The 17,837-nt window shown below is 63.5% G+C and carries 21 protein-coding genes; 7 read left to right on the top strand and 14 right to left on the bottom strand.

The features are described 5' to 3' along the window. Window positions 1-116: 116 nt before the first annotated feature. The 10 genes from ureC to urtA form a co-directional block, all read right to left on the bottom strand. The gene (ureC, locus tag EAV90_RS25190) at window positions 117-1,832 is read right to left on the bottom strand and encodes an urease subunit alpha (protein WP_129145010.1); all 1,716 of its coding nucleotides are present in this window, start codon (window positions 1,830-1,832) and stop codon (window positions 117-119) included. Between the two features lie 34 nt (window positions 1,833-1,866). After that, window positions 1,867-2,406: an HD domain-containing protein gene (locus EAV90_RS25185; RefSeq protein WP_122406939.1), complete on the bottom strand. Its 540-nt coding sequence runs from the start codon at window positions 2,404-2,406 to the stop codon at window positions 1,867-1,869. A 57-nt stretch (window positions 2,407-2,463) separates the two neighbouring features. Next, the gene (locus EAV90_RS25180) at window positions 2,464-2,769 is read right to left on the bottom strand and encodes an urease subunit beta (protein WP_129145009.1); all 306 of its coding nucleotides are present in this window, start codon (window positions 2,767-2,769) and stop codon (window positions 2,464-2,466) included. A 110-nt stretch (window positions 2,770-2,879) separates the two neighbouring features. After that, window positions 2,880-3,182, bottom strand: coding sequence for an urease subunit gamma (locus EAV90_RS25175; RefSeq protein WP_027553946.1), 303 nt, complete (start codon window positions 3,180-3,182; stop codon window positions 2,880-2,882). A gap of 40 nt (window positions 3,183-3,222) precedes the next feature. Then, window positions 3,223-4,053: an urease accessory protein UreD gene (locus EAV90_RS25170; protein WP_129145008.1), complete on the bottom strand. Its 831-nt coding sequence runs from the start codon at window positions 4,051-4,053 to the stop codon at window positions 3,223-3,225. A gap of 31 nt (window positions 4,054-4,084) precedes the next feature. Next, complete coding sequence (urtE, locus tag EAV90_RS25165) at window positions 4,085-4,780, bottom strand: urea ABC transporter ATP-binding subunit UrtE (protein ID WP_091881260.1); 696 nt, start codon at window positions 4,778-4,780, stop codon at window positions 4,085-4,087. Window positions 4,781-4,783: 3 nt separating this feature from the next. After that, window positions 4,784-5,545 (bottom strand): urea ABC transporter ATP-binding protein UrtD, encoded by a 762-nt coding sequence (urtD, locus tag EAV90_RS25160; protein ID WP_129145007.1) that lies wholly within the window; start codon window positions 5,543-5,545, stop codon window positions 4,784-4,786. Between the two features lie 5 nt (window positions 5,546-5,550). Then, a complete protein-coding gene (urtC, locus tag EAV90_RS25155) occupies window positions 5,551-6,717 on the bottom strand; it encodes an urea ABC transporter permease subunit UrtC (protein ID WP_122405747.1) in 1,167 nt (388 codons plus the stop codon). Further along, complete coding sequence (gene urtB / locus EAV90_RS25150; RefSeq protein WP_122405748.1) at window positions 6,714-8,321, bottom strand: urea ABC transporter permease subunit UrtB; 1,608 nt, start codon at window positions 8,319-8,321, stop codon at window positions 6,714-6,716. Before urtB ends, urtC begins: the two co-directional genes overlap by 4 nt. Window positions 8,322-8,404: 83 nt before the next feature. After that, on the bottom strand, window positions 8,405-9,733 hold the full coding sequence (urtA, locus tag EAV90_RS25145) for an urea ABC transporter substrate-binding protein (protein ID WP_122405749.1): 1,329 nt from the start codon (window positions 9,731-9,733) through the stop codon (window positions 8,405-8,407). Between the two features lie 479 nt (window positions 9,734-10,212). Here urtA and EAV90_RS25140 point away from each other — a divergent pair, with 479 nt between their 5' ends. From EAV90_RS25140 to EAV90_RS25130, 3 genes are all read left to right on the top strand, one after another. Then, a complete protein-coding gene (locus EAV90_RS25140) occupies window positions 10,213-11,796 on the top strand; it encodes a DEAD/DEAH box helicase (protein WP_129145006.1) in 1,584 nt (527 codons plus the stop codon). Between the two features lie 23 nt (window positions 11,797-11,819). Then, complete coding sequence (gene infA, locus EAV90_RS25135) at window positions 11,820-12,107, top strand: translation initiation factor IF-1 (protein ID WP_024340539.1); 288 nt, start codon at window positions 11,820-11,822, stop codon at window positions 12,105-12,107. Between the two features lie 267 nt (window positions 12,108-12,374). Continuing rightward, window positions 12,375-12,587 carry a cold-shock protein gene (locus tag EAV90_RS25130; RefSeq protein WP_122405751.1) on the top strand — a complete coding sequence of 71 codons (213 nt, stop codon included), beginning with the start codon at window positions 12,375-12,377 and terminating at the stop codon, window positions 12,585-12,587. Window positions 12,588-12,698: 111 nt separating this feature from the next. Here EAV90_RS25130 and EAV90_RS25125 read toward each other — a convergent pair whose 3' ends face one another. From EAV90_RS25125 to EAV90_RS25110, 4 genes are all read right to left on the bottom strand, one after another. After that, on the bottom strand, window positions 12,699-13,313 hold the full coding sequence (locus tag EAV90_RS25125) for a TadE/TadG family type IV pilus assembly protein (RefSeq protein ID WP_164937100.1): 615 nt from the start codon (window positions 13,311-13,313) through the stop codon (window positions 12,699-12,701). A gap of 23 nt (window positions 13,314-13,336) precedes the next feature. After that, entirely contained in the window at window positions 13,337-13,921 is a 585-nt protein-coding gene (locus EAV90_RS25120) for a TadE/TadG family type IV pilus assembly protein (RefSeq protein WP_122405753.1), read from the bottom strand. 202 nt (window positions 13,922-14,123) lie between these two features. After that, window positions 14,124-14,627 (bottom strand): pilus assembly protein N-terminal domain-containing protein, encoded by a 504-nt coding sequence (locus tag EAV90_RS25115; protein ID WP_122405754.1) that lies wholly within the window; start codon window positions 14,625-14,627, stop codon window positions 14,124-14,126. A 156-nt stretch (window positions 14,628-14,783) separates the two neighbouring features. Further along, window positions 14,784-15,611, bottom strand: a complete 828-nt coding sequence (locus EAV90_RS25110) for a sterol desaturase family protein (RefSeq protein ID WP_122405755.1) — start codon at window positions 15,609-15,611, stop codon at window positions 14,784-14,786. 267 nt (window positions 15,612-15,878) lie between these two features. Here EAV90_RS25110 and EAV90_RS25105 point away from each other — a divergent pair, with 267 nt between their 5' ends. The 4 genes from EAV90_RS25105 (at window position 15,879) to cpaB (ending at window position 17,832) form a co-directional block, all read left to right on the top strand. After that, window positions 15,879-16,043 carry a Flp family type IVb pilin gene (locus EAV90_RS25105; RefSeq protein WP_122405756.1) on the top strand — a complete coding sequence of 55 codons (165 nt, stop codon included), beginning with the start codon at window positions 15,879-15,881 and terminating at the stop codon, window positions 16,041-16,043. 69 nt (window positions 16,044-16,112) lie between these two features. Next, window positions 16,113-16,259 carry a hypothetical protein gene (locus EAV90_RS39675; protein WP_164937099.1) on the top strand — a complete coding sequence of 49 codons (147 nt, stop codon included), beginning with the start codon at window positions 16,113-16,115 and terminating at the stop codon, window positions 16,257-16,259. 121 nt (window positions 16,260-16,380) lie between these two features. Beyond that, the gene (locus tag EAV90_RS25100; protein WP_122405757.1) at window positions 16,381-16,905 is read left to right on the top strand and encodes an A24 family peptidase; all 525 of its coding nucleotides are present in this window, start codon (window positions 16,381-16,383) and stop codon (window positions 16,903-16,905) included. Between the two features lie 129 nt (window positions 16,906-17,034). Next, the gene (gene cpaB, locus EAV90_RS25095) at window positions 17,035-17,832 is read left to right on the top strand and encodes a Flp pilus assembly protein CpaB (RefSeq protein ID WP_162500459.1); all 798 of its coding nucleotides are present in this window, start codon (window positions 17,035-17,037) and stop codon (window positions 17,830-17,832) included. Window positions 17,833-17,837: the final 5 nt, after the last annotated feature.

Raw genomic sequence — 17,837 nt, 5'->3', positions numbered from 1 at the left:
GAGGTTACGATACCGGGCGGGACATTAGACCAGGCGGGACCGAACGCAAAACGGCAAAAGCCGTCCCCGGACACGCACTCCGAATATACTCGCGGGACATGCGTCGAGGCGCTATTTCAGTACATGAAATATCGCTGCGCCATCGGCAGCACCTCGGCGGGCGCGCAGGTCAACAGCTCGCCATCGGCACGGACCTCGTAGGTCTCCGGATCGACCTCGATATCGGGCGTGGCGTCGTTGTGGATCATGCTCTTCTTGGAGATCTTGCCGCGGGTGTTCTGGACCGCATAGAGCTTCTTCTCGATCCCGAGCTTTCGCGCCAGGCCGCCGGTGACAGCCGCCTTCGAGGTGAAGACGACGGAGGACGCGGTCCTCGCCTTACCGAAGGCGCCGAACATCGGCTGATAGTGCACCGGTTGCGGCGTCGGGATCGAGGCGTTGGGATCCCCCATGGGCGCAGCCACGATGGTGCCGCCCTTGACGATGCAGTCCGGCTTGACGCCGAAGAAGGCCGGCGACCACAGCACGAGATCGGCGAGCTTGCCCTTCTCGACCGAGCCGATCAGCTTCGACACGCCATGCGCGATCGCGGGGTTGATCGTGTACTTGGCGATGTAGCGCTTGACGCGGAAATTGTCGTTGTCCTTGCCCTTGTCCTGCGGCAGCGAGCCACGCTGCTTCTTCATCTTGTCCGCGGTCTGCCAGGTCCGGATGATGACCTCGCCGAGGCGGCCCATGGCCTGGGAATCCGAGGACATCATCGAGAGCGCGCCGAGGTCGTGCAGGATGTCTTCGGCGGCGATGGTCTCCTTGCGGATACGGCTTTCGGCGAAGGCCAGATCTTCCGCGATCGAGGGATCGAGATGGTGGCACACCATCAGCATGTCCAGATGCTCGTCGATGGTGTTGCGCGTGAACGGCCGCGTCGGGTTGGTCGAGGACGGCAGCACGTTCTTCAAGCCGGCCACCTTGATGATATCGGGGGCGTGGCCGCCGCCGGCGCCCTCGGTATGGAAGGCGTGGATGGTGCGGCCCTTGAACGCCTTGATCGTGTCCTCGACGAAGCCGGATTCGTTCAGCGTGTCGGTGTGGATCATCACCTGGATATCGTGATCGTCGGCCACCGACAGGCAATTGTCGATCGCGGCCGGCGTCGTACCCCAATCCTCGTGCAGCTTCAGCGCGCAGGCACCGGCCTTGATCATCTCGACCAGCGCCGCGGGCCGCGAGGCATTGCCCTTGCCGGAGATGCCGAGATTGACCGGGAAGGCATCGAACGACTGGATCATCCGCGCGATGTGCCAGGGGCCGGGCGTGCAGGTGGTGGCGAAGGTGCCGTGCGACGGGCCGGTGCCGCCGCCCAGCATCGAGGTGACGCCACTCATCAGCGCGTGCTCGATCTGCTGCGGGCAGATGAAATGGATGTGGCTGTCGAAGCCGCCGGCCGTGAGGATCTTTCCTTCGCCCGCGATCACATCCGTGCCCGGACCAATGATGATGGTGACGCCGGGCTGGATGTCGGGATTGCCGGCCTTGCCGATTGCCGAGATCATGCCGTCCTTGATGGCGACGTCGGCTTTCACGATGCCCCAGTGATCGACGATCAGCGTATTGGTGATGACGGTGTCGGCCGCGCCCTGCTTGTTGGTGACCTGCGACTGCCCCATGCCGTCGCGGATCACCTTGCCGCCGCCGAACTTCACCTCCTCGCCGTAGGTGGTGAAATCCTTCTCGACCTCGATGATGAGGTCGGTGTCGGCGAGGCGCACCTTGTCGCCGGTGGTCGGGCCGAACATGTCGGCATAGACGGATCTCTTCATCTTGACGGACATCACAAGCCCCGTTTGCGTTTGAATGTCTGGTGGGTCACAGCAGCGCCCTCGCTGCTTTCACGGCATCGTCGAACTTCGTGTCGAGCCACGCATTGCCGCCACGGCAGCCGGCGACGACCTGCGTGGCCCACGCGACGTAATCGGCGAGATCGTCGCGTTCCTCGGCACTCGGGTCGGTTTGAATGCGCGCCTCTGTGTTGCTGATCTTGTCCGCGATCTTGATCAGCTTGGCGCCAGGGGACTTGTTCGGCGCTTCGAGCACCTGAAGGCGCCGCCGCTCGGCCTTCGGCAAACTCATGTCGTCGGTGCATTCAACGACGAGTGAAGCGACACGCTCCGAAAATATCTGCGCGAGCTCCTCGCGCGTGGTGTCGGTGTCCTCGATCGTATCATGCAGCCAGCCGGCTGCGACCAACTCGGCGTCGGCGCCCTCGGTCGCGGTGGCGAGCAGGTTCGCGACCTCGGCGAGATGGTTGATGTAAGGATCGTTGCCGCGCCCTTTTCGCGCCATGCCGTTATGGCGGCGTGCGGCAAGCTCGGCAGCTTCCGAGACGAGACAAACGGGTGACAGCATGGCAAGGACCTCCATTTCGGTCTCAACCGTGCCGCGCCGCGCTCGTTCCTGTGGAGGTCACAGCTTCCCCATGACGTCGCCGCGGAAGCCGTAGATCGTCTTCTTCCCCGCCATGGCGACGAGTTGCACTTCGCGGGTCTGGCCGGGCTCGAAGCGGACGGCGGTGCCGGCGGCGATGTCGAGGCGCATGCCGCGGGACTTCTTGCGATCGAATTTCAGGGCCGGGTTGGTCTCGAAGAAGTGGTAGTGCGAGCCGACCTGGATCGGCCGGTCGCCAGTGTTGGCGACCGTCAGCGTCACGGTCTTGCGGCCGGCATTGAGCTCGATCTCGCCGTCCTGGATGAAGAGTTCGCCCGGAATCATTCTATCCTCCTCGTCATTCCGGGGCTCGCGAAGCGAGAACACGGATTCTCGAAACCAAAACCTCTGGATTCCGGTTAGCCCTGCGGGGGCCCCGGAATGGTGAATTCTAGTTACCTGATCGGCTCGTGCACGGTGACGAGCTTGGTGCCGTCCGGAAAGGTCGCCTCGACCTGGATGTCATGGATCATCTCGGGGATGCCCGGCATCACCTGGTCGCGGGTCAGGACCTGCGCGCCGGATTGCATCAGTTCGGCGACGGTGCGGCCGTCGCGGGCGCCTTCGAGGATGAAATCGGAGATGATCGCAACCGCTTCGGGATGGTTGAGCTTGACGCCGCGGTCCAGCCTGCGGCGCGCCACGATCGCCGCCATCGAGATCAGAAGCTTGTCCTTTTCGCGGGGAGACAGGTTCATGCGAAATCTCTTCCGTTCAACACGTCAATTCAGCCAATCATCAGTTCAGCCAGAGCCGTGGCAGGGCCGCGCCGGTGCGCGCCAGCGCGGCCATCATGTCGGCGCGCAAGCGCGCCGCATCTTGGGCACAGAAGCGCGCCATTGCAAAGCCATTCCATGCCGAGATTCCGACCTCGCCGGAGCAAGACCCCGACGCTTCCCGAATGCGTTCGACCAAGGCCTCGTCACCGGGCACGATCAGGGCCGTGCCAATCGCCGCGCCGCCTCTGGCGACCGCGGATCGCGCGAGCTTTGCGCCGATATCGCCATCGAGCCGGACGGTTTCTGCGAGCACCAGCTTGCCGGCGCGGCGCATCCGCCAGCGGTCCACAAATTCGCCCTGCTCCATCCGCTCGCCCATGGCGGTACGGCCGAATACGACAATCTCGCAAAGCAGAAGCGAGGCAGTCTCGTCGAGCGCGATGTCGAAGCGGCGTTGCACGCGGGCGCGGTCGAACAGAATCGTCTCCTGCGGTAGCCAGGACAAATGCGCGCCTGCGCCGGCCTTGAGCGAGATATTGAGCTGCGCCGCGGGCCCCGGCGCGCGATAGACCTTCTCCGCCGCCGCCGTCGTCAGCGTCAATCGCGCGCGATCCGCCGCCGATATCTCGATGTCGAAGCGATCACCGCCGGCGACTCCGCCGGCGGTGTTGACGAACACGCCGGACAGGCCCTGATCTTCCGGGGAGGGAAAGCGGACACGGAGCGAACCGGATTCATGCAAGGTGCCGCGTCGCGTCACGCCGTCACGTGCGTGCACGTCGAACCGCACCGCGCCGCGGGCGCGATTCGCCTCGAAAACCCCTGACGTGGTTGAAACGTCGCTGCGCATCTGCCTCCCCAGCCGGTCGCGACAGATTGGCTTACAGCGCCATCTGGCGGCTGATCTCGCTCGCGTCGAGATTGGAGCGGTCGCAGGTGAACTTCACCGCGCCGCGATCCATCACGGCAAAACTGTCGCCGAGTTCGCAGGCAAAGTCGAGATATTGTTCGACCAGCACAATGGCGATGTTGCCGAGGTTGCGCAGGTACGAGATGGCGCGGCCGATGTCCTTGATGATCGAGGGTTGGATGCCTTCGGTCGGCTCGTCGAGCAAAAGCAGCTTCGGCCGCATCACCAGCGCGCGGCCGATCGCGAGCTGCTGCTGCTGGCCGCCGGAAAGGTCGCCGCCGCGCCGGCCGAGCATGGATTGCAGCACCGGAAACAGCGAAAACACGTCGTCCGGGATGTGCTTGTCCTCGCGCTTGAGCGGGCCGAAGCCGGTCTTGAGGTTCTCCTCGACCGTCAGCAGCGGAAAGATCTCGCGGCCCTGCGGCACGAAGCCGATACCCTTGCGCGCCCGCTCGTAGGGCTTCAGGCCCGTGATATCATTGCCGTCGAGCACGATCGCGCCCGAGGAGATCGGATATTGCCCGACCATGGCGCGGAGCAGCGAAGTCTTGCCGACGCCGTTGCGCCCGAGCACGCAAGTCACCTTGCCCGGCTCGGCCGAAATCGAGACACCGCGCAGCGCCTGCGCCGCGCCGTAGAACAGGTTGATGTCCTTGACCTCAAGCATGGCTCAGCGTCCCAGATAGACTTCGATGACCCGCTCGTTGGCCGAGACCTGGTCGATGGTACCTTCCGCGAGCACCGTGCCTTCGTGCAGGCAGGTGACCTTGACCCCGAGCTCGCGCACGAAGGTCATGTCGTGCTCGACGACCATCACGGTGTGGGTCTTGTTGATCTCCTTCAGCAGCTCGGCGGTGAGATGCGTCTCGACGTCGGTCATCCCCGCGACGGGTTCATCGACCAGCAGGAGTTTTGGGTCCTGCGCCAGCAGCATGCCGATCTCGAGCCACTGCTTCTGGCCGTGGCTGAGGCTGCCGGCCAGGCGGTTGCGGGCGTCGGTGAGGCGGATCGTCTCCAGCACCTTGTCGATCCGCTCGGATTCCGCCTTGCTGCCGCGCCAGAACAGCGTGCCGCGGACGGAGTGATCGACATTGAGCGCCAGCAGCAGATTGTCCTGCACTGTCTGACTCTCGAACACGGTCGGCTTCTGGAATTTGCGGCCGATGCCGAGCTCGGCGATGCGGGTCTCGTCGAGGCGCGTCAGGTCGGTGACGCCGTCGAACAGCACGGTGCCCTCGTCGGGTTTGGTCTTGCCGGTGATGATGTCCATCATCGTGGTCTTGCCGGCGCCGTTCGGGCCGATGATGGCGCGCATCTCGCCGGGCTCGAGCGTCAGCGACAGATTGTTGATGGCATGGAAGCCGTCGAAGGAGACGTGCACGCCGTCCAGGTAAAGCATTGCGGAGGTCGCGCGGGTATCCATGACGTTCATTGCGCCTACTCCGCCATCTTGGGTTCGACGCCATTTTCGGCCGCGGCGCTCGCAATGGCTGCAGCGGTGCTTTTTTCCCTGGTCGAGGCCCACCAGGCGTTGAAGGTGCCGACGATGCCTTTCGGCAGCAGCAGCGTCACCAGGATGAACAGCGCGCCCAGCATGAACAGCCAGTATGGCGCGAGCACGCCCGAGGTGAAGAATGTCTTGGCGTAGTTGACGACGACGGCGCCGAGCGCGGCGCCGACCAGCGTGCCGCGGCCGCCGACCGCGACCCAGATCACCGCCTCGATCGAATTCCCCGGCGCGAACTCCGAGGGGTTGATGATGCCGACCTGCGGCACGTAGAGCGCACCGGCGACGCCGGCCATGCAGGCCGATACCGTGAACACGAACAGCTTGTAGGATTCGACGCGGTAGCCGAGGAAGCGCGTGCGCGATTCCGCGTCGCGCACCGCGATCAGCACCTTGCCGAGCTTGGACGAGACGATGGCGCGGCAGATCAGGAAGCCGATGATCAGCGCCAGGCAGCTCAGCGCAAACAGCGCGGCACGCGTGCCCTCCGCCTGCACGTTGAAGCCCAAAATGTCCTTGAAGTCGGTCAGGCCGTTGTTGCCGCCGAAGCCGAAATCGTTGCGGAAGAAGGCGAGCAGCAGCGCATAGGTCATCGCCTGCGTGATGATCGAGAGATACACCCCGGTGACGCGGGAGCGGAAGGCGAGCCAGCCGAAGCAGAAGGCGAGCAGGCCGGGCACGACCAGCACCATCAGCGCTGCGAACCAGAACATGTCGAAGCCATACCAGTACCAGGGCAGCTTCTGCCAGTTCAGGAACACCATGAAGTCGGGTAAGATCGGGTTGCCGTAAACGCCGCGGGTGCCGATCTGCCGCATCAGGTACATGCCCATGGCGTAACCACCGAGCGCGAAAAAGGCGCCGTGGCCGAGCGAGAGGATGCCGCAATAGCCCCAGATCAAGTCGATCGCGAGCGCCAGGATCGCGTAGCAGACATATTTGCCCCAGAGCGCGACGAGATAGGTCGGCACCTGCAGGAACGAGCCCGCGGGCAGCAGCAGGTTGGAGAGCGGGATGAGGATGCCGCAGGCCGCGACGATCGCGAGGAAGATCGTCGCGCCGCGGTCCAGCGATCGCGTCAGCATGTGAGGGGTCATGCTTCCACCGCACGGCCCTTGAGCGCGAACAGGCCGCGCGGCCGCTTTTGAATGAACAGGATGATGAGAACCAGGATCGCGATCTTGCCGAGCACCGCGCCGGCGACCGGCTCAAGGAATTTGTTGGCGATGCCGAGCGTGAAGGCGCCCACGAGGGTTCCCCATAGATTACCGACGCCGCCGAACACCACGACCATAAAGCTGTCGATGATGTAGCTCTGGCCGAGATTGGGGCTGACATTGTCGATCTGCGACAGCGCCACGCCGGCGATGCCGGCAATGCCCGAGCCGAGGCCGAAGGTGAGCGCGTCGACGCGCGAGGTGGCGATGCCCATCGAAGCCGCCATGCGGCGGTTCTGCGTCACCGCGCGCATTTCGAGGCCGAGCGCGGTGTAGCGCAGCATCGCGAGCAGGATCGCGAACACGGCGAGCGTGAAGAGAAGGATCCAGAGCCGGTTATAGGTAATGGTGATCTGGCCGAGCTCGAACGCACCGCTCATCCAGGAGGGATTGCCGACCTCGCGGTTGGTCGGACCGAACATGGTGCGCACCGCCTGCTGCAGCACCAGCGACAGGCCCCAGGTCGCGAGCAGCGTCTCCAGCGGCCGGCCGTAGAGGAAGCGGATGATGCTGCGCTCGATCAGCACGCCGATCGCGCCCGCGACGAGGAAGGCGAGCGGCACGGCGATCAGCAGCGAATAGTCGAACAGGCCTGGATAACGGCTGCGGATCACCTCCTGCACCACGAAGGTGGTGTAGGCCCCTAGCATCACCATTTCGCCGTGGGCCATGTTGATGACGCCCATCACGCCGAAGGTGATGGCGAGCCCGATCGCGGCGAGCAGCAGCACCGAGCCGAGCGAGAGCCCGTACCAGGCATTCTGCACCATGGACCAGACCGCGAGCGAGTTCTGGATCGAACCGATCGCGCTCGTGGCGGCCTTGGTGACCGACGCCGGCTGGTCGCCCATGCCGGTAAGCAGCGCCAGCGCCTCCTGGTCGCCGCGCGCCTTGAGGGTTGCCACCGCCTCGAGCTTCTCGACCTCGGTCGCATCGGACTTGAACAGCAGGATCGCCGCGCGGGCCTCACCGAGCGCGGCCTTGACGGATCGGTTGGTTTCCTTGGCGAGCGCGGCATCGACCGCCTCGAGCGCGGTCTCTTCATGCGACTTGAAGACGGATTGCGCAGCCTGCAGGCGCGTCCCGACGTCCGGCGACTGCAGCGTCAGGCTACCGAGCGCGGCATCGACGCTGCGGCGCAGGCGGTTGTTGAGGCGAACCGCGCTCGCGCTGTCGGGAACGCTGGCAACGGTCTCGCCGGTCGCGGCATCGATCGACTTGCCGTCGGTGCCGGTGACGTAAACCTTCTTGCTGTCAGGATCCGCCATGAGGCGGCCGTCCTGGAGCGCGCTGATGATCGGAAAGGCCAGCTTGTTGCCGCTGCCCGCGACCACACCGATCGCCTCTTCCGTGTCGGAAAAATCGTCATTGGCGAATTTGGCGACTGCATCCTCGAACGGACCGGCGAAGGCCGGCAGCGCGAACGCGATCAGCAACAACGAGAGTGCAAGCGAGCAGAGACGGGCAGACAGATGGGCTGGCACTGTGAATGACCCCGGCAGAAATGAGTGGAGAAGGCGGCCGGATCGCCGCCCTCTCCGGTCGTGCAATGGGCGTCAGGTCGGGATCAGGAACCCGAGCCGAGGCACTTGTTGGTCTTGGTGTTGAAGTTGCCGCACTTCTTGCCGACCCAGTCGCCGATCAGGTCCTTGGAGCCCTCGAGCTCCTTCGACCAGGCGTCGCCCGCGACGAGGCCGGGGGTCTTCCAGACCACGTCGAACTGGCCGTTGGCCTTGATCTCACCGATGAACACCGGCTTGGTGATGTGGTGGTTCGGCAGCATCTTCGACACGCCACCGGTCAGGTTCGGCGCCTCGATGCCGGGAAGCGCATCGATCACCTTGTCCGGATCGGTCGACTTCACCTTCTCGACCGCCTTCACCCACATGTTGAAGCCGATCACGTGCGCTTCCATCGGATCGTTGGTCACGCGCTTCGGATTCTTGGTGTAGGCCTGCCAGTCCTTGATGAACTTCTCGTTCGATCCGTCCTTGGTCTTGATCGACTCGAAGTAGTTCCAGGCAGCGAGGTGGCCGACCAGCGGCTTGGTGTCGATGCCGGCGAGCTCTTCCTCACCCACCGAGAACGCGACGACCGGGATATCCTTCGCCTTGATACCCTGGTTGCCGAGCTCCTTGTAGAAGGGAACGTTGGCGTCGCCGTTGATGGTCGAGACCACCGCGGTCTTCTTGCCGGCCGAGCCGAACTTCTTGATGTCGGCCACGATCGTCTGCCAATCGGAATGACCGAACGGCGTGTAGTTGATCATGATGTCTTCCTGGGCGACACCCTTGGACTTCAGATAGGCTTCCAGGATCTTGTTGGTGGTGCGCGGATAGACGTAGTCGGTGCCCGCGAGCACCCAGCGCTTCACCTTCTCTTCCTTCATCAGGTAGTCGACGGCGGGGATCGCCTGCTGGTTCGGCGCGGCACCCGTGTAGAACACGTTGCGCTCGCTCTCCTCGCCCTCGTACTGCACGGGGTAGAACAGGATGTTGTTGAGCTCCTTGAACACCGGCAGCACCGACTTGCGCGACACCGAGGTCCAGCAGCCGAATACGACCGAGACCTTGTCCTTGGTGATCAGCTCGCGCGCCTTTTCGGCGAACAGCGGCCAGTTCGACGCGGGGTCGACGACGACGGCCTCCAGCTTCTTGCCGAGCACGCCGCCCTTCTTGTTCTGCTCGTCGATCAGGAAGAGGATGGTGTCCTTCAGCGTGGTTTCGCTGATCGCCATGGTGCCGGACAGGGAGTGGAGTACACCGACCTTGATGGTGCCGTCCGCGGCCTTCGCGCCAGTCAATGAAGCCAGACCAAGCACCAGTCCGGCCGTCGCGGCGAGCACGCCGCGGCGGCAAAATGACGCCGCGATATCGTGGGTGGATTTGCTAAACATGAGTGTCTCATCTCCCTGACGCAGACGTGAAAACGCTGCGAAACGGCCCCATGGCCGCCTGCGATTAACGGAATCGCAAGAACCATGCCATGGACTGAGCACCCATCAACTCATTGACTCTACTTATAAAATCGCCAGAAATCCAAGTTTCGCCGCAGTCATTCCGCCTAAACTACAGGCAATTTAAATGTATGCGAAAGCGGCATGCAGGCTATTTTCTGAGCAAATTACCAAATCTGGCTAAATTTCCGGCATCACTATTTCTGCGCCGCAACCGCTGTTTGAGACCGAGTTGCCTTGAAAGCGCCTCCTCGATGTTCCATATAAGCGGCGGAGACCTCTTGCGAATCAAGGGGTCGTAGCGAGCCGCGTGTTCTTAAGCCCCTCCGGGCCTCTGGCTTGCCCCATATCACCCAAGCCATCCGACACCCCAAACACGCAGGTGTCTTCTCGACACCCTTTTGCGCGCGCCGCGCTGAATGCGCCGGGCGTCCGCTTTTGACATGGAAAGAACCCCTCTTTTGACTTCCTTTCAGGACTTCGGCCTGGCCGATCCCATTTCCCGTGCCCTCCAAGAAGAAAACTACGTCACCCCGACCCCGATCCAGGCCCAGACCATCCCGCTGGCGCTGACCGGCCGCGACGTCGTGGGTATCGCCCAGACCGGCACCGGCAAGACCGCGTCTTTCGCGCTGCCGATCCTGCATCGCCTGCTCGAGAACCGCATCAAGCCGCAGCCCAAGACAGCACGCGTCCTGGTGCTGTCGCCGACCCGCGAGCTGTCTGGCCAGATCCTTGACAGCTTCAATGCCTATGGCCGCCATATCCGCCTGTCTTCGACGCTCGCCATCGGCGGCGTGCCGATGGGCCGCCAGGTCCGCGCCCTGATGCCGGGCGTAGAGGTACTGGTCGCCACCCCCGGCCGCCTGCTCGACCTCGTGCATAGCAACGGCTTGAGGCTTTCGAGCGTTGAATTCCTCGTACTCGACGAGGCCGACCGCATGCTCGACATGGGTTTCATCAACGACATCCGCAAAATCGTCGCCAAGCTGCCGATCAAGCGGCAGACGCTGTTCTTCTCGGCCACCATGCCCAAGGATATCGCCGAGCTCGCGGACTCCATGCTGCGGGACCCCGCCCGTGTCGCGGTGACCCCAGTGTCTTCGACCGCCGAGCGGATCAACCAGCGTATCCTGCAGGTGGACTTCTCGGCCAAGCCCGCCTTCCTGACCAAGCTGCTGCAAGACGAAACGATCAACCGCGCTCTGGTCTTCACCCGCACCAAGCACGGTGCCGACAAGGTGGTGAAGACGCTGGCCAAGGCCGGCATCGCTGCCAACGCCATCCATGGCAACAAATCGCAGAATCACCGCGAGCGCACGCTCGCCCAGTTCCGCTCGGGCGAGATCCGCACCCTGGTTGCCACCGACATCGCCGCCCGCGGCATCGACGTCGACGGCATCAGCCACGTCATCAATTTCGACCTGCCCAACGTGCCGGAAACTTACGTCCACCGCATCGGCCGCACCGCGCGTGCCGGCGCCGACGGCACCGCGATCTCCCTGGTCGCCGGCGGCGAGGAACTCAGCTATCTCCGCGACATCGAGCGGCTGATCCGCGTGGCCCTGCCGCAGGAGGACCATCGCACCGACGCCGGCCGCCGCGATGCCGGCCCCGCCCCGTCGCAGCAACGACAGGGCCGGCCAGGCGGCCGTCCCGGCCAGCGCCCAAAAGGCGCACGGCATGGCGACGGGCGGCGTGGCGACGAACGGCATGCCGATGGGCGCCACCATAGTGCCGGCAAGCAAGGCGACGGCAGGCACGGTGAAGGCCGGCACGCCGAGGCAAGGCATGCTGACGGACGGCCCGGCAGCGGCCCGAATGCGTCCAAGGGTTCTCGCCGCCGCCGGTCCGGTGGTAAGATGCACTCATCGCCTGTCGACCGTCCGGAACAGCGTTCCGCGCATAGCGCCGGGACGCCTGATGGGATACAAGGCGTTGCCTTTTTGCGCCGCGAGAGTCGGCCAAACAGCCAACCGAACCGCAAACCCTATTCGCACTAGCCGTCCACGACCTGGAGAAATTCATGGCTAAGGAAGAGCTGATCCAGTTCGAAGGACTGGTCACCGAAATCCTCCCCGACGCCCGCTACCGCGTGCAGCTCGACGCCGGACACGAGATCGTTGCCTATACCGCCGGCAAGATGAAGAAGAACCGCATCAAGACGCTCGCGGGCGACCGCGTGACAGTGGAGATGTCGCCGTATGACCTCGAGAAGGGCCGGCTGATTTTCCGCCACAAGGACGAACGCCCCAGCACGGCGGGCGGACCGCCCCGTCCCGGACAGCGTGGCGGCCAGTTCCGCCGCCGCTAGTCGGCTACGGCGCGGGGGCGCGAGATAAAACTCCGACCTGTTTGATGATCTGCCGTTGACATCACGGTGGATCAAAAAATCGTGCACGTCCGGATTGTTTCGGGCCCCTGTTTCCGATAAAATGAATTAATCGATTTTCGGCCGGACGACATTAGCATCCACCGGTACAGCCGGTTCAGACACGCTGACGACCCTTCCAGAAATTCGATCTAACCTGCCCGTGCGAGCGGGCTTCGACATTGTGTTATCTGAGAAGGGACTACCCCCGTGAGCATGGGAACCGTGAAGTGGTTTAACGCAACCAAGGGCTATGGCTTCATTCAGCCCGACGACGGCGGCCAAGACGTGTTCGTCCACATCAGCGCCGTGGAGCGCGCCGGTCTCGGCTCGCTGCGCGAAGGCCAGAAGATCTCCTATGAGATCGTGTCCGACCGCCGCTCCGGCAAGTCGGCGGCGGACAATCTCCGCGCTGCGAGCTGAGCCCGCCGGCCCTGAGCCCCGACCGGCTCGAGCGAGGCAGAGCAAACAAGGCAACTAAAAAAGGCCGTGCGTGACGCACGGCCTTTTTCATTCCAGGGTCGGCTCGCAAATTCAACACGTCGACGGTACGCCGTTGTAAGGCACGCAGGCGACCTGGCGCGGCCGCGTGTAGGAGAGATCGCCCAGCGTTATGCTCGACTTCAACACGTAGCCGACTGCCGGCGTGTAAGTGTAGTTGGCCTCGCTCAGGATGAGATAGCTCGACGGAATCAAGAGCGTCGGGGGAATCATCGTGGTGACCTTGTCCCCGGCCTTCCGAGCCGAGGTCACCAGCGTGGCTTGTGTCGCGCCGCTCGCAATGGTGCCGGCCTTGCTCCACTGGACCGTGGCGATGCTGTTGGCATCGATGTAGATCTGGGAGATCGTGCCCTTCACGAGGGTAGCGTCGTAAGGCATGACGATCGAGATGCTTGCCGTAAACGTGTTCTGCATGTCGGCATCGGCGAGCGTCGTCGACTGCGACGTCAAATCGGACAGTGTCCGTGCAATCAACGTGACTTTGCGGTCGATCGCCACGGCAGACGAAAACTCGACGGTGCCGAAGAACATCACCAGCATCAGCGGTACGATGACCGCGAATTCGGTCGCCGCAAGCGCGCGCTTGTCGGCGACGAAGTCGCGCACGAAGCAACGTGCATTCCTCCAGATATTCGCAATCGCCTGCATCGGTCCGCTCAGATCCATCTGCCTCAGAAGGGTTCGTTCTTGAACGCCACGGTCGCCACCATCAGCCGCTTGTTGCTGCATCCCATGTTGTAGCCGAGGCCGGTGACGAAGAGCGGCCATTGATAGAACAGCCGCACCACGACCACCTGACCGGAAGTTCCGGCATTGTACTGCATGCCGGAGGTGGGATTGAAGTTGCAGGAATTGCCATAGTTGGTGAGGCTTAGCGCGCCGAAGGAACTGGTGCTGACAACGTCGACGTAAAGCTTGCTGCAATCGAACAGCGCCGGAATCTGGCTGCAGACATAGGTCTTGAACGTCGTCTGATCGCAAGCAGAGACCGTGTTGGGGGTGGTCTGACAGGCCGCCACCGAGCCGCCCTGTGCCTGCGCCTGGCCGGTCAGAATCGCGCGCGCCGAGTCCTGCGCGACGGTCTCGAGCACCTGGCTCGAGAAGAACATCAGCGCCGTCTCGATGACGGCGAACAACAGCGCGAAGAACATCGGTGCGACCAGCGCAAACTCGACGGCTGCGGAGCCGCGGCGGTTGCCACGAAACCGGGCCAGCGCTTTCCGGAGCGTGAACCTCGTAGGTGCGGGCGATGGCATAAGGTCAAATTCCCCAGCAACGGGCGATCATCTGCCCGTTCAATAGCGGAAACTGATTGTCTAAATGTTTCAAGCGATCCGCGTCCGGCGGACCGCGCCGTTAGGAATGCGTTAACCTGACGCCAACCGAAGCGCGGAAACGCGCCGCGCGCGAATCCGCAAGCAGCCTGGCGGGGATCCCCCCGGCAGACCCGCCGGTCGGCTAGTTGGGTTTGGCGGCCGCACCGGCACCACCGCCGCTGCTGGCACTGCTGCTGAGCGAGCCGGCCTGGCTCATCGTGTTGTTGAAATAGGTGTCACTGTCGCCGAGCGTCACGCGACGCTGGCAAAGCGGTACGCAGCTGTAGGACTCGCGCTCAATCCCGCGATAGACGGTGACGAGCCGGTCGCTCGGGCCTTCAACCTGGATCTGGCGGTCGACCAGAATCTCGCCGCCCCGGTCGAGCGCGATGAAGTTGGTGGCCCCATAGCCCTTCCCGGTCACGACGATCATGCCGCCCGGCTGGAGCGTGACATCGGCGATCAGGGGATTGCCGACCACGATGGTCGCCACCTTGCCGGGCAGCCGCACCAGCTTGGCCTGATCGACATTGACGGCGATGATGTCGGCGGTAGGCTCGGCAAGGCCAGCGGCCGGCCATGCCAGCACCGCGGCGGCAACCAGAAGACAGACGCGCGCATGACGGCGCAGTAATTCTTTACGCATACTCTTACCCCGGGACGTCACAAACCGGCAGAAGCGATGAGATAACAGCGGAGCCGGTGCCCGACCCGGCCAACCTGCCTCCAATTCGTGAACGTTCCGCAAACTCGCCGACGATTGTTTGAACGGACTGGCGTTTGCGGGCCCCACTGGTCTCTCCTAATGGCGGAACGGATAGGCGAGCTGGCCTCCGATCTCCTTCGGCATGGTCGCTTCGTCCTTGCCGTAATCCTGCGGCAGCCTCCCCTCCGGCATGCGGAAGGTACCGAACAGCACGTCCCAGATCGGAAACGTCCCGGCGAAATTGGTGTCGCCACCCTCTTCGAGCGAAGTGTGGTGCCAACGGTGGAATACCGGCGTCGCCAGCACGTATTTGAACGGTCCGAAGGTCCAGTTCAGGTTGGCGTGCACGAAGGCCGAATGAAAGGTGGTGAACGGGCCGACCCAGATCATGATGTTCGGGGAGATACCGGCCATCAGCAGCACGACGTCGACGCTGATCGTCCCGAGCAAGAGATTGACGGGATGGAAACGGGCCGCGGAGATCCACCCGATCTCCTCCGACGAATGATGGACGGCGTGGTACTTCCAGAAGCCGCCGTCGTGGAAAAGCCGGTGCAGCCAGTACAGCATGAAATCGGATAGCACCAGGAACAGCAGGCCCTGCATCCATAGAGGCAGCTGCGACAGCGGACCGTGGCCATCGTCGTAGAAGGCGATGAGTTCGTCCGCGTCGTGGATGTTGAAGACGACGCCGGCACCGACGATCAGAAGCCCGATCCGCATGGTGCGGGCGAACACCGGAACGAAGAACCAGTAGCAGATGTCGGTGAGAATCTCCCGCTTGCGCCACCACGGCACGCCGGGATTGCAGGCCCAGAAATGCTCCAGCACTGTGAAGATCGCAGCAAGTACGAAGGTGACGGGGATCACCTTCACGATGGTCTCGCCGAGCATCAGGGCAACTTGCATGGGCAGGCTCGACATCGTCGCCTCTCTTGCGAATTCCGGTCCTGCTTAGGCCTACTCCGCGAAATTTAAGGGAGGGTGAAGCCGGCGCCGCGCTGCCGATGCATCCGGAACCGGAACGAATTGCAGCTACCGTCTTAAGGCGAAATTCACTCTGGGCAAAAGCATCGCGCCTGGCGTGGGTTTACCCGATCGAATTAACTCTACCGAAAGAGCTCGGCTCTCATGGTCATCGCGTCAAAGACAGCGCCGAGCGAGGCGATCCCACTAGACGGAGTGTTATTCATGAAGAACGTGATTGCGCGTTTCGCGAAGGATGAATCCGGCGCCACCGCCATCGAGTACGGCCTGATCGCCGCCGGCATCGCGCTGGCCATCATCACCGTCGTCAACCAGCTCGGCGGCACGCTGAACACCAAGTTCACCTCGATCCAGTCCAGCCTGAAGTAAGCAGCCGACGAACGACGGCAAAAGCCCCGGATCTCCGGGGCCTTTGTTTTTTGAAGACGGCGAGTTCCAGTGGCGTTGCGTAAGTACAGAACCGATGCTGCGGTGACGGCGAACGATGCGGGCGCGTCGCAGGCCGGCTCGCCCACTTATTGGGTCTGCCTTGCGCTGCTGCTCGCGACGATTGTACTCGGCGCGCGCATTGCCAGCCTGTTGTGAACTCGCTATCGGCGGGTTCTGCTGTTCAGACCATTGCTGCCGTTGTCGGTTTGTTTAGCACTGCCGGCTAGCATGCGGCGACGCCCGATCCGCGACTAAACCAGGCCTCAAGACGCAGCTCATGATCCTCGACCTTGCGCGCCTTCTGCTCTTCCCGGCCCTGATGGCATTCGCCGCCGCGAGTGATCTATTCACGATGACGATCTCGAACCGCGTCTCGCTGGCGCTGGTGGCGGGCTTCTTCGTGCTCGCCCTCGCCGGTGGCATGGCACCTTACGAGATGCTGAGCCATATCGGCGCCGGTGCGGTTCTGCTGGTCGTGGCCTTCACCTGCTTTGCGATGGGCTGGGTGGGCGGCGGCGATGCCAAAGTCGCGGCGTCCGTCGCGCTCTGGTTCGGCTTTGCACATCTTATGAACTTTCTGCTCTACGCTTCGCTGTTCGGCGGCGCGCTGACGCTGCTCCTGCTCCAGGTCCGGCAATGGCCGCTGCCCTACGGGCTCGCGGCTCAGGCCTGGCTCGCACGGCTGCACGACAAGGAGAGCGGCATTCCTTACGGTATCGCGCTCGCGCTGAGCGCGTTGATGGTCTACCCGGAGACCGAATGGGTGAAGGCGATCGACCTCACTCACCTCGCACTGCGCTGAACGCACCGGGTAAACCCGGCGTTAAGGCGATTTAGATACGCCTCATTAACCATGCTTTGACGAATAGCTGGTCAACTGCCGATCACGGCGGCGGTAGCGTCGCGGCGTATTGTTGGAAAGTTGAAGCGTATGAATAGGGCACGCATTGTCGTCCTGACGGTCGCCATCTGCGCCGGCGGCATCGCCGCGTACCTGGCGAGCGGCACCGACAATTCTGCGCCGCCTCCGCTTCCGGTCGCGCAGCTGCCGACCGTCGACGTCCTCGTCGCCAAGAACGACATCGGCCTCGGCCAGACCGTGAAGCCCGAAGACGTGCAATGGCAGACCTGGCCGGCCGCGACCGCCAGCACCACCTTCATCCGCCGCAACGAGCGCCCCGATGGTGCGACCCAGGTGGCCGGTTCGATCGCGCGGGCTCCGTTCATTCAGGGTGAGCCGATCCGCGACCAGAAACTGGTCAAGGCCGAAGGCTCCGGCTTCATGGCGGCAATCCTGCCCACCGGCATGCGGGCGATCTCGACCGAGATCTCGCCGGAGACCGGCGCAGGCGGGTTCATCCTGCCCAACGACCGTGTCGACGTCCTGCTCACGCGCCGGTCGAAGAACCCGGACCAGGGCAGCGGCGCCCCCGACGTCGTCACCTCCGAGATCATCCTGGCCAATATCCGCGTCCTCGCCATCGACCAGGCGCCCAAGGAGAAGGACGGCCAGAACGCGGTGATCGGCAAGACCGTCACCCTCGAGCTCACTCCCGCGCAGACCGCAACGCTGTCCGCGGCGCGGCAGAGCGGCACGCTGTCACTGGCGCTGCGCAGTATCGTCGACGTCAAGATGAGCGAAATCACGCTCGATGACTCCGCGCAGAAGCGAGAGGGTGTTTCGATCATTCGCTACGGCATTCCAAGTCAGACGGCTAAGGCACGATGAAGACA

Source organism: Bradyrhizobium vignae (genome assembly GCF_004114425.1).
In the GTDB taxonomy this organism is placed as follows: domain Bacteria; phylum Pseudomonadota; class Alphaproteobacteria; order Rhizobiales; family Xanthobacteraceae; genus Bradyrhizobium; species Bradyrhizobium vignae.
Note: the sequence above shows the minus strand (reverse complement) of the source record. Positions and strands in the feature narration are given on the sequence as shown.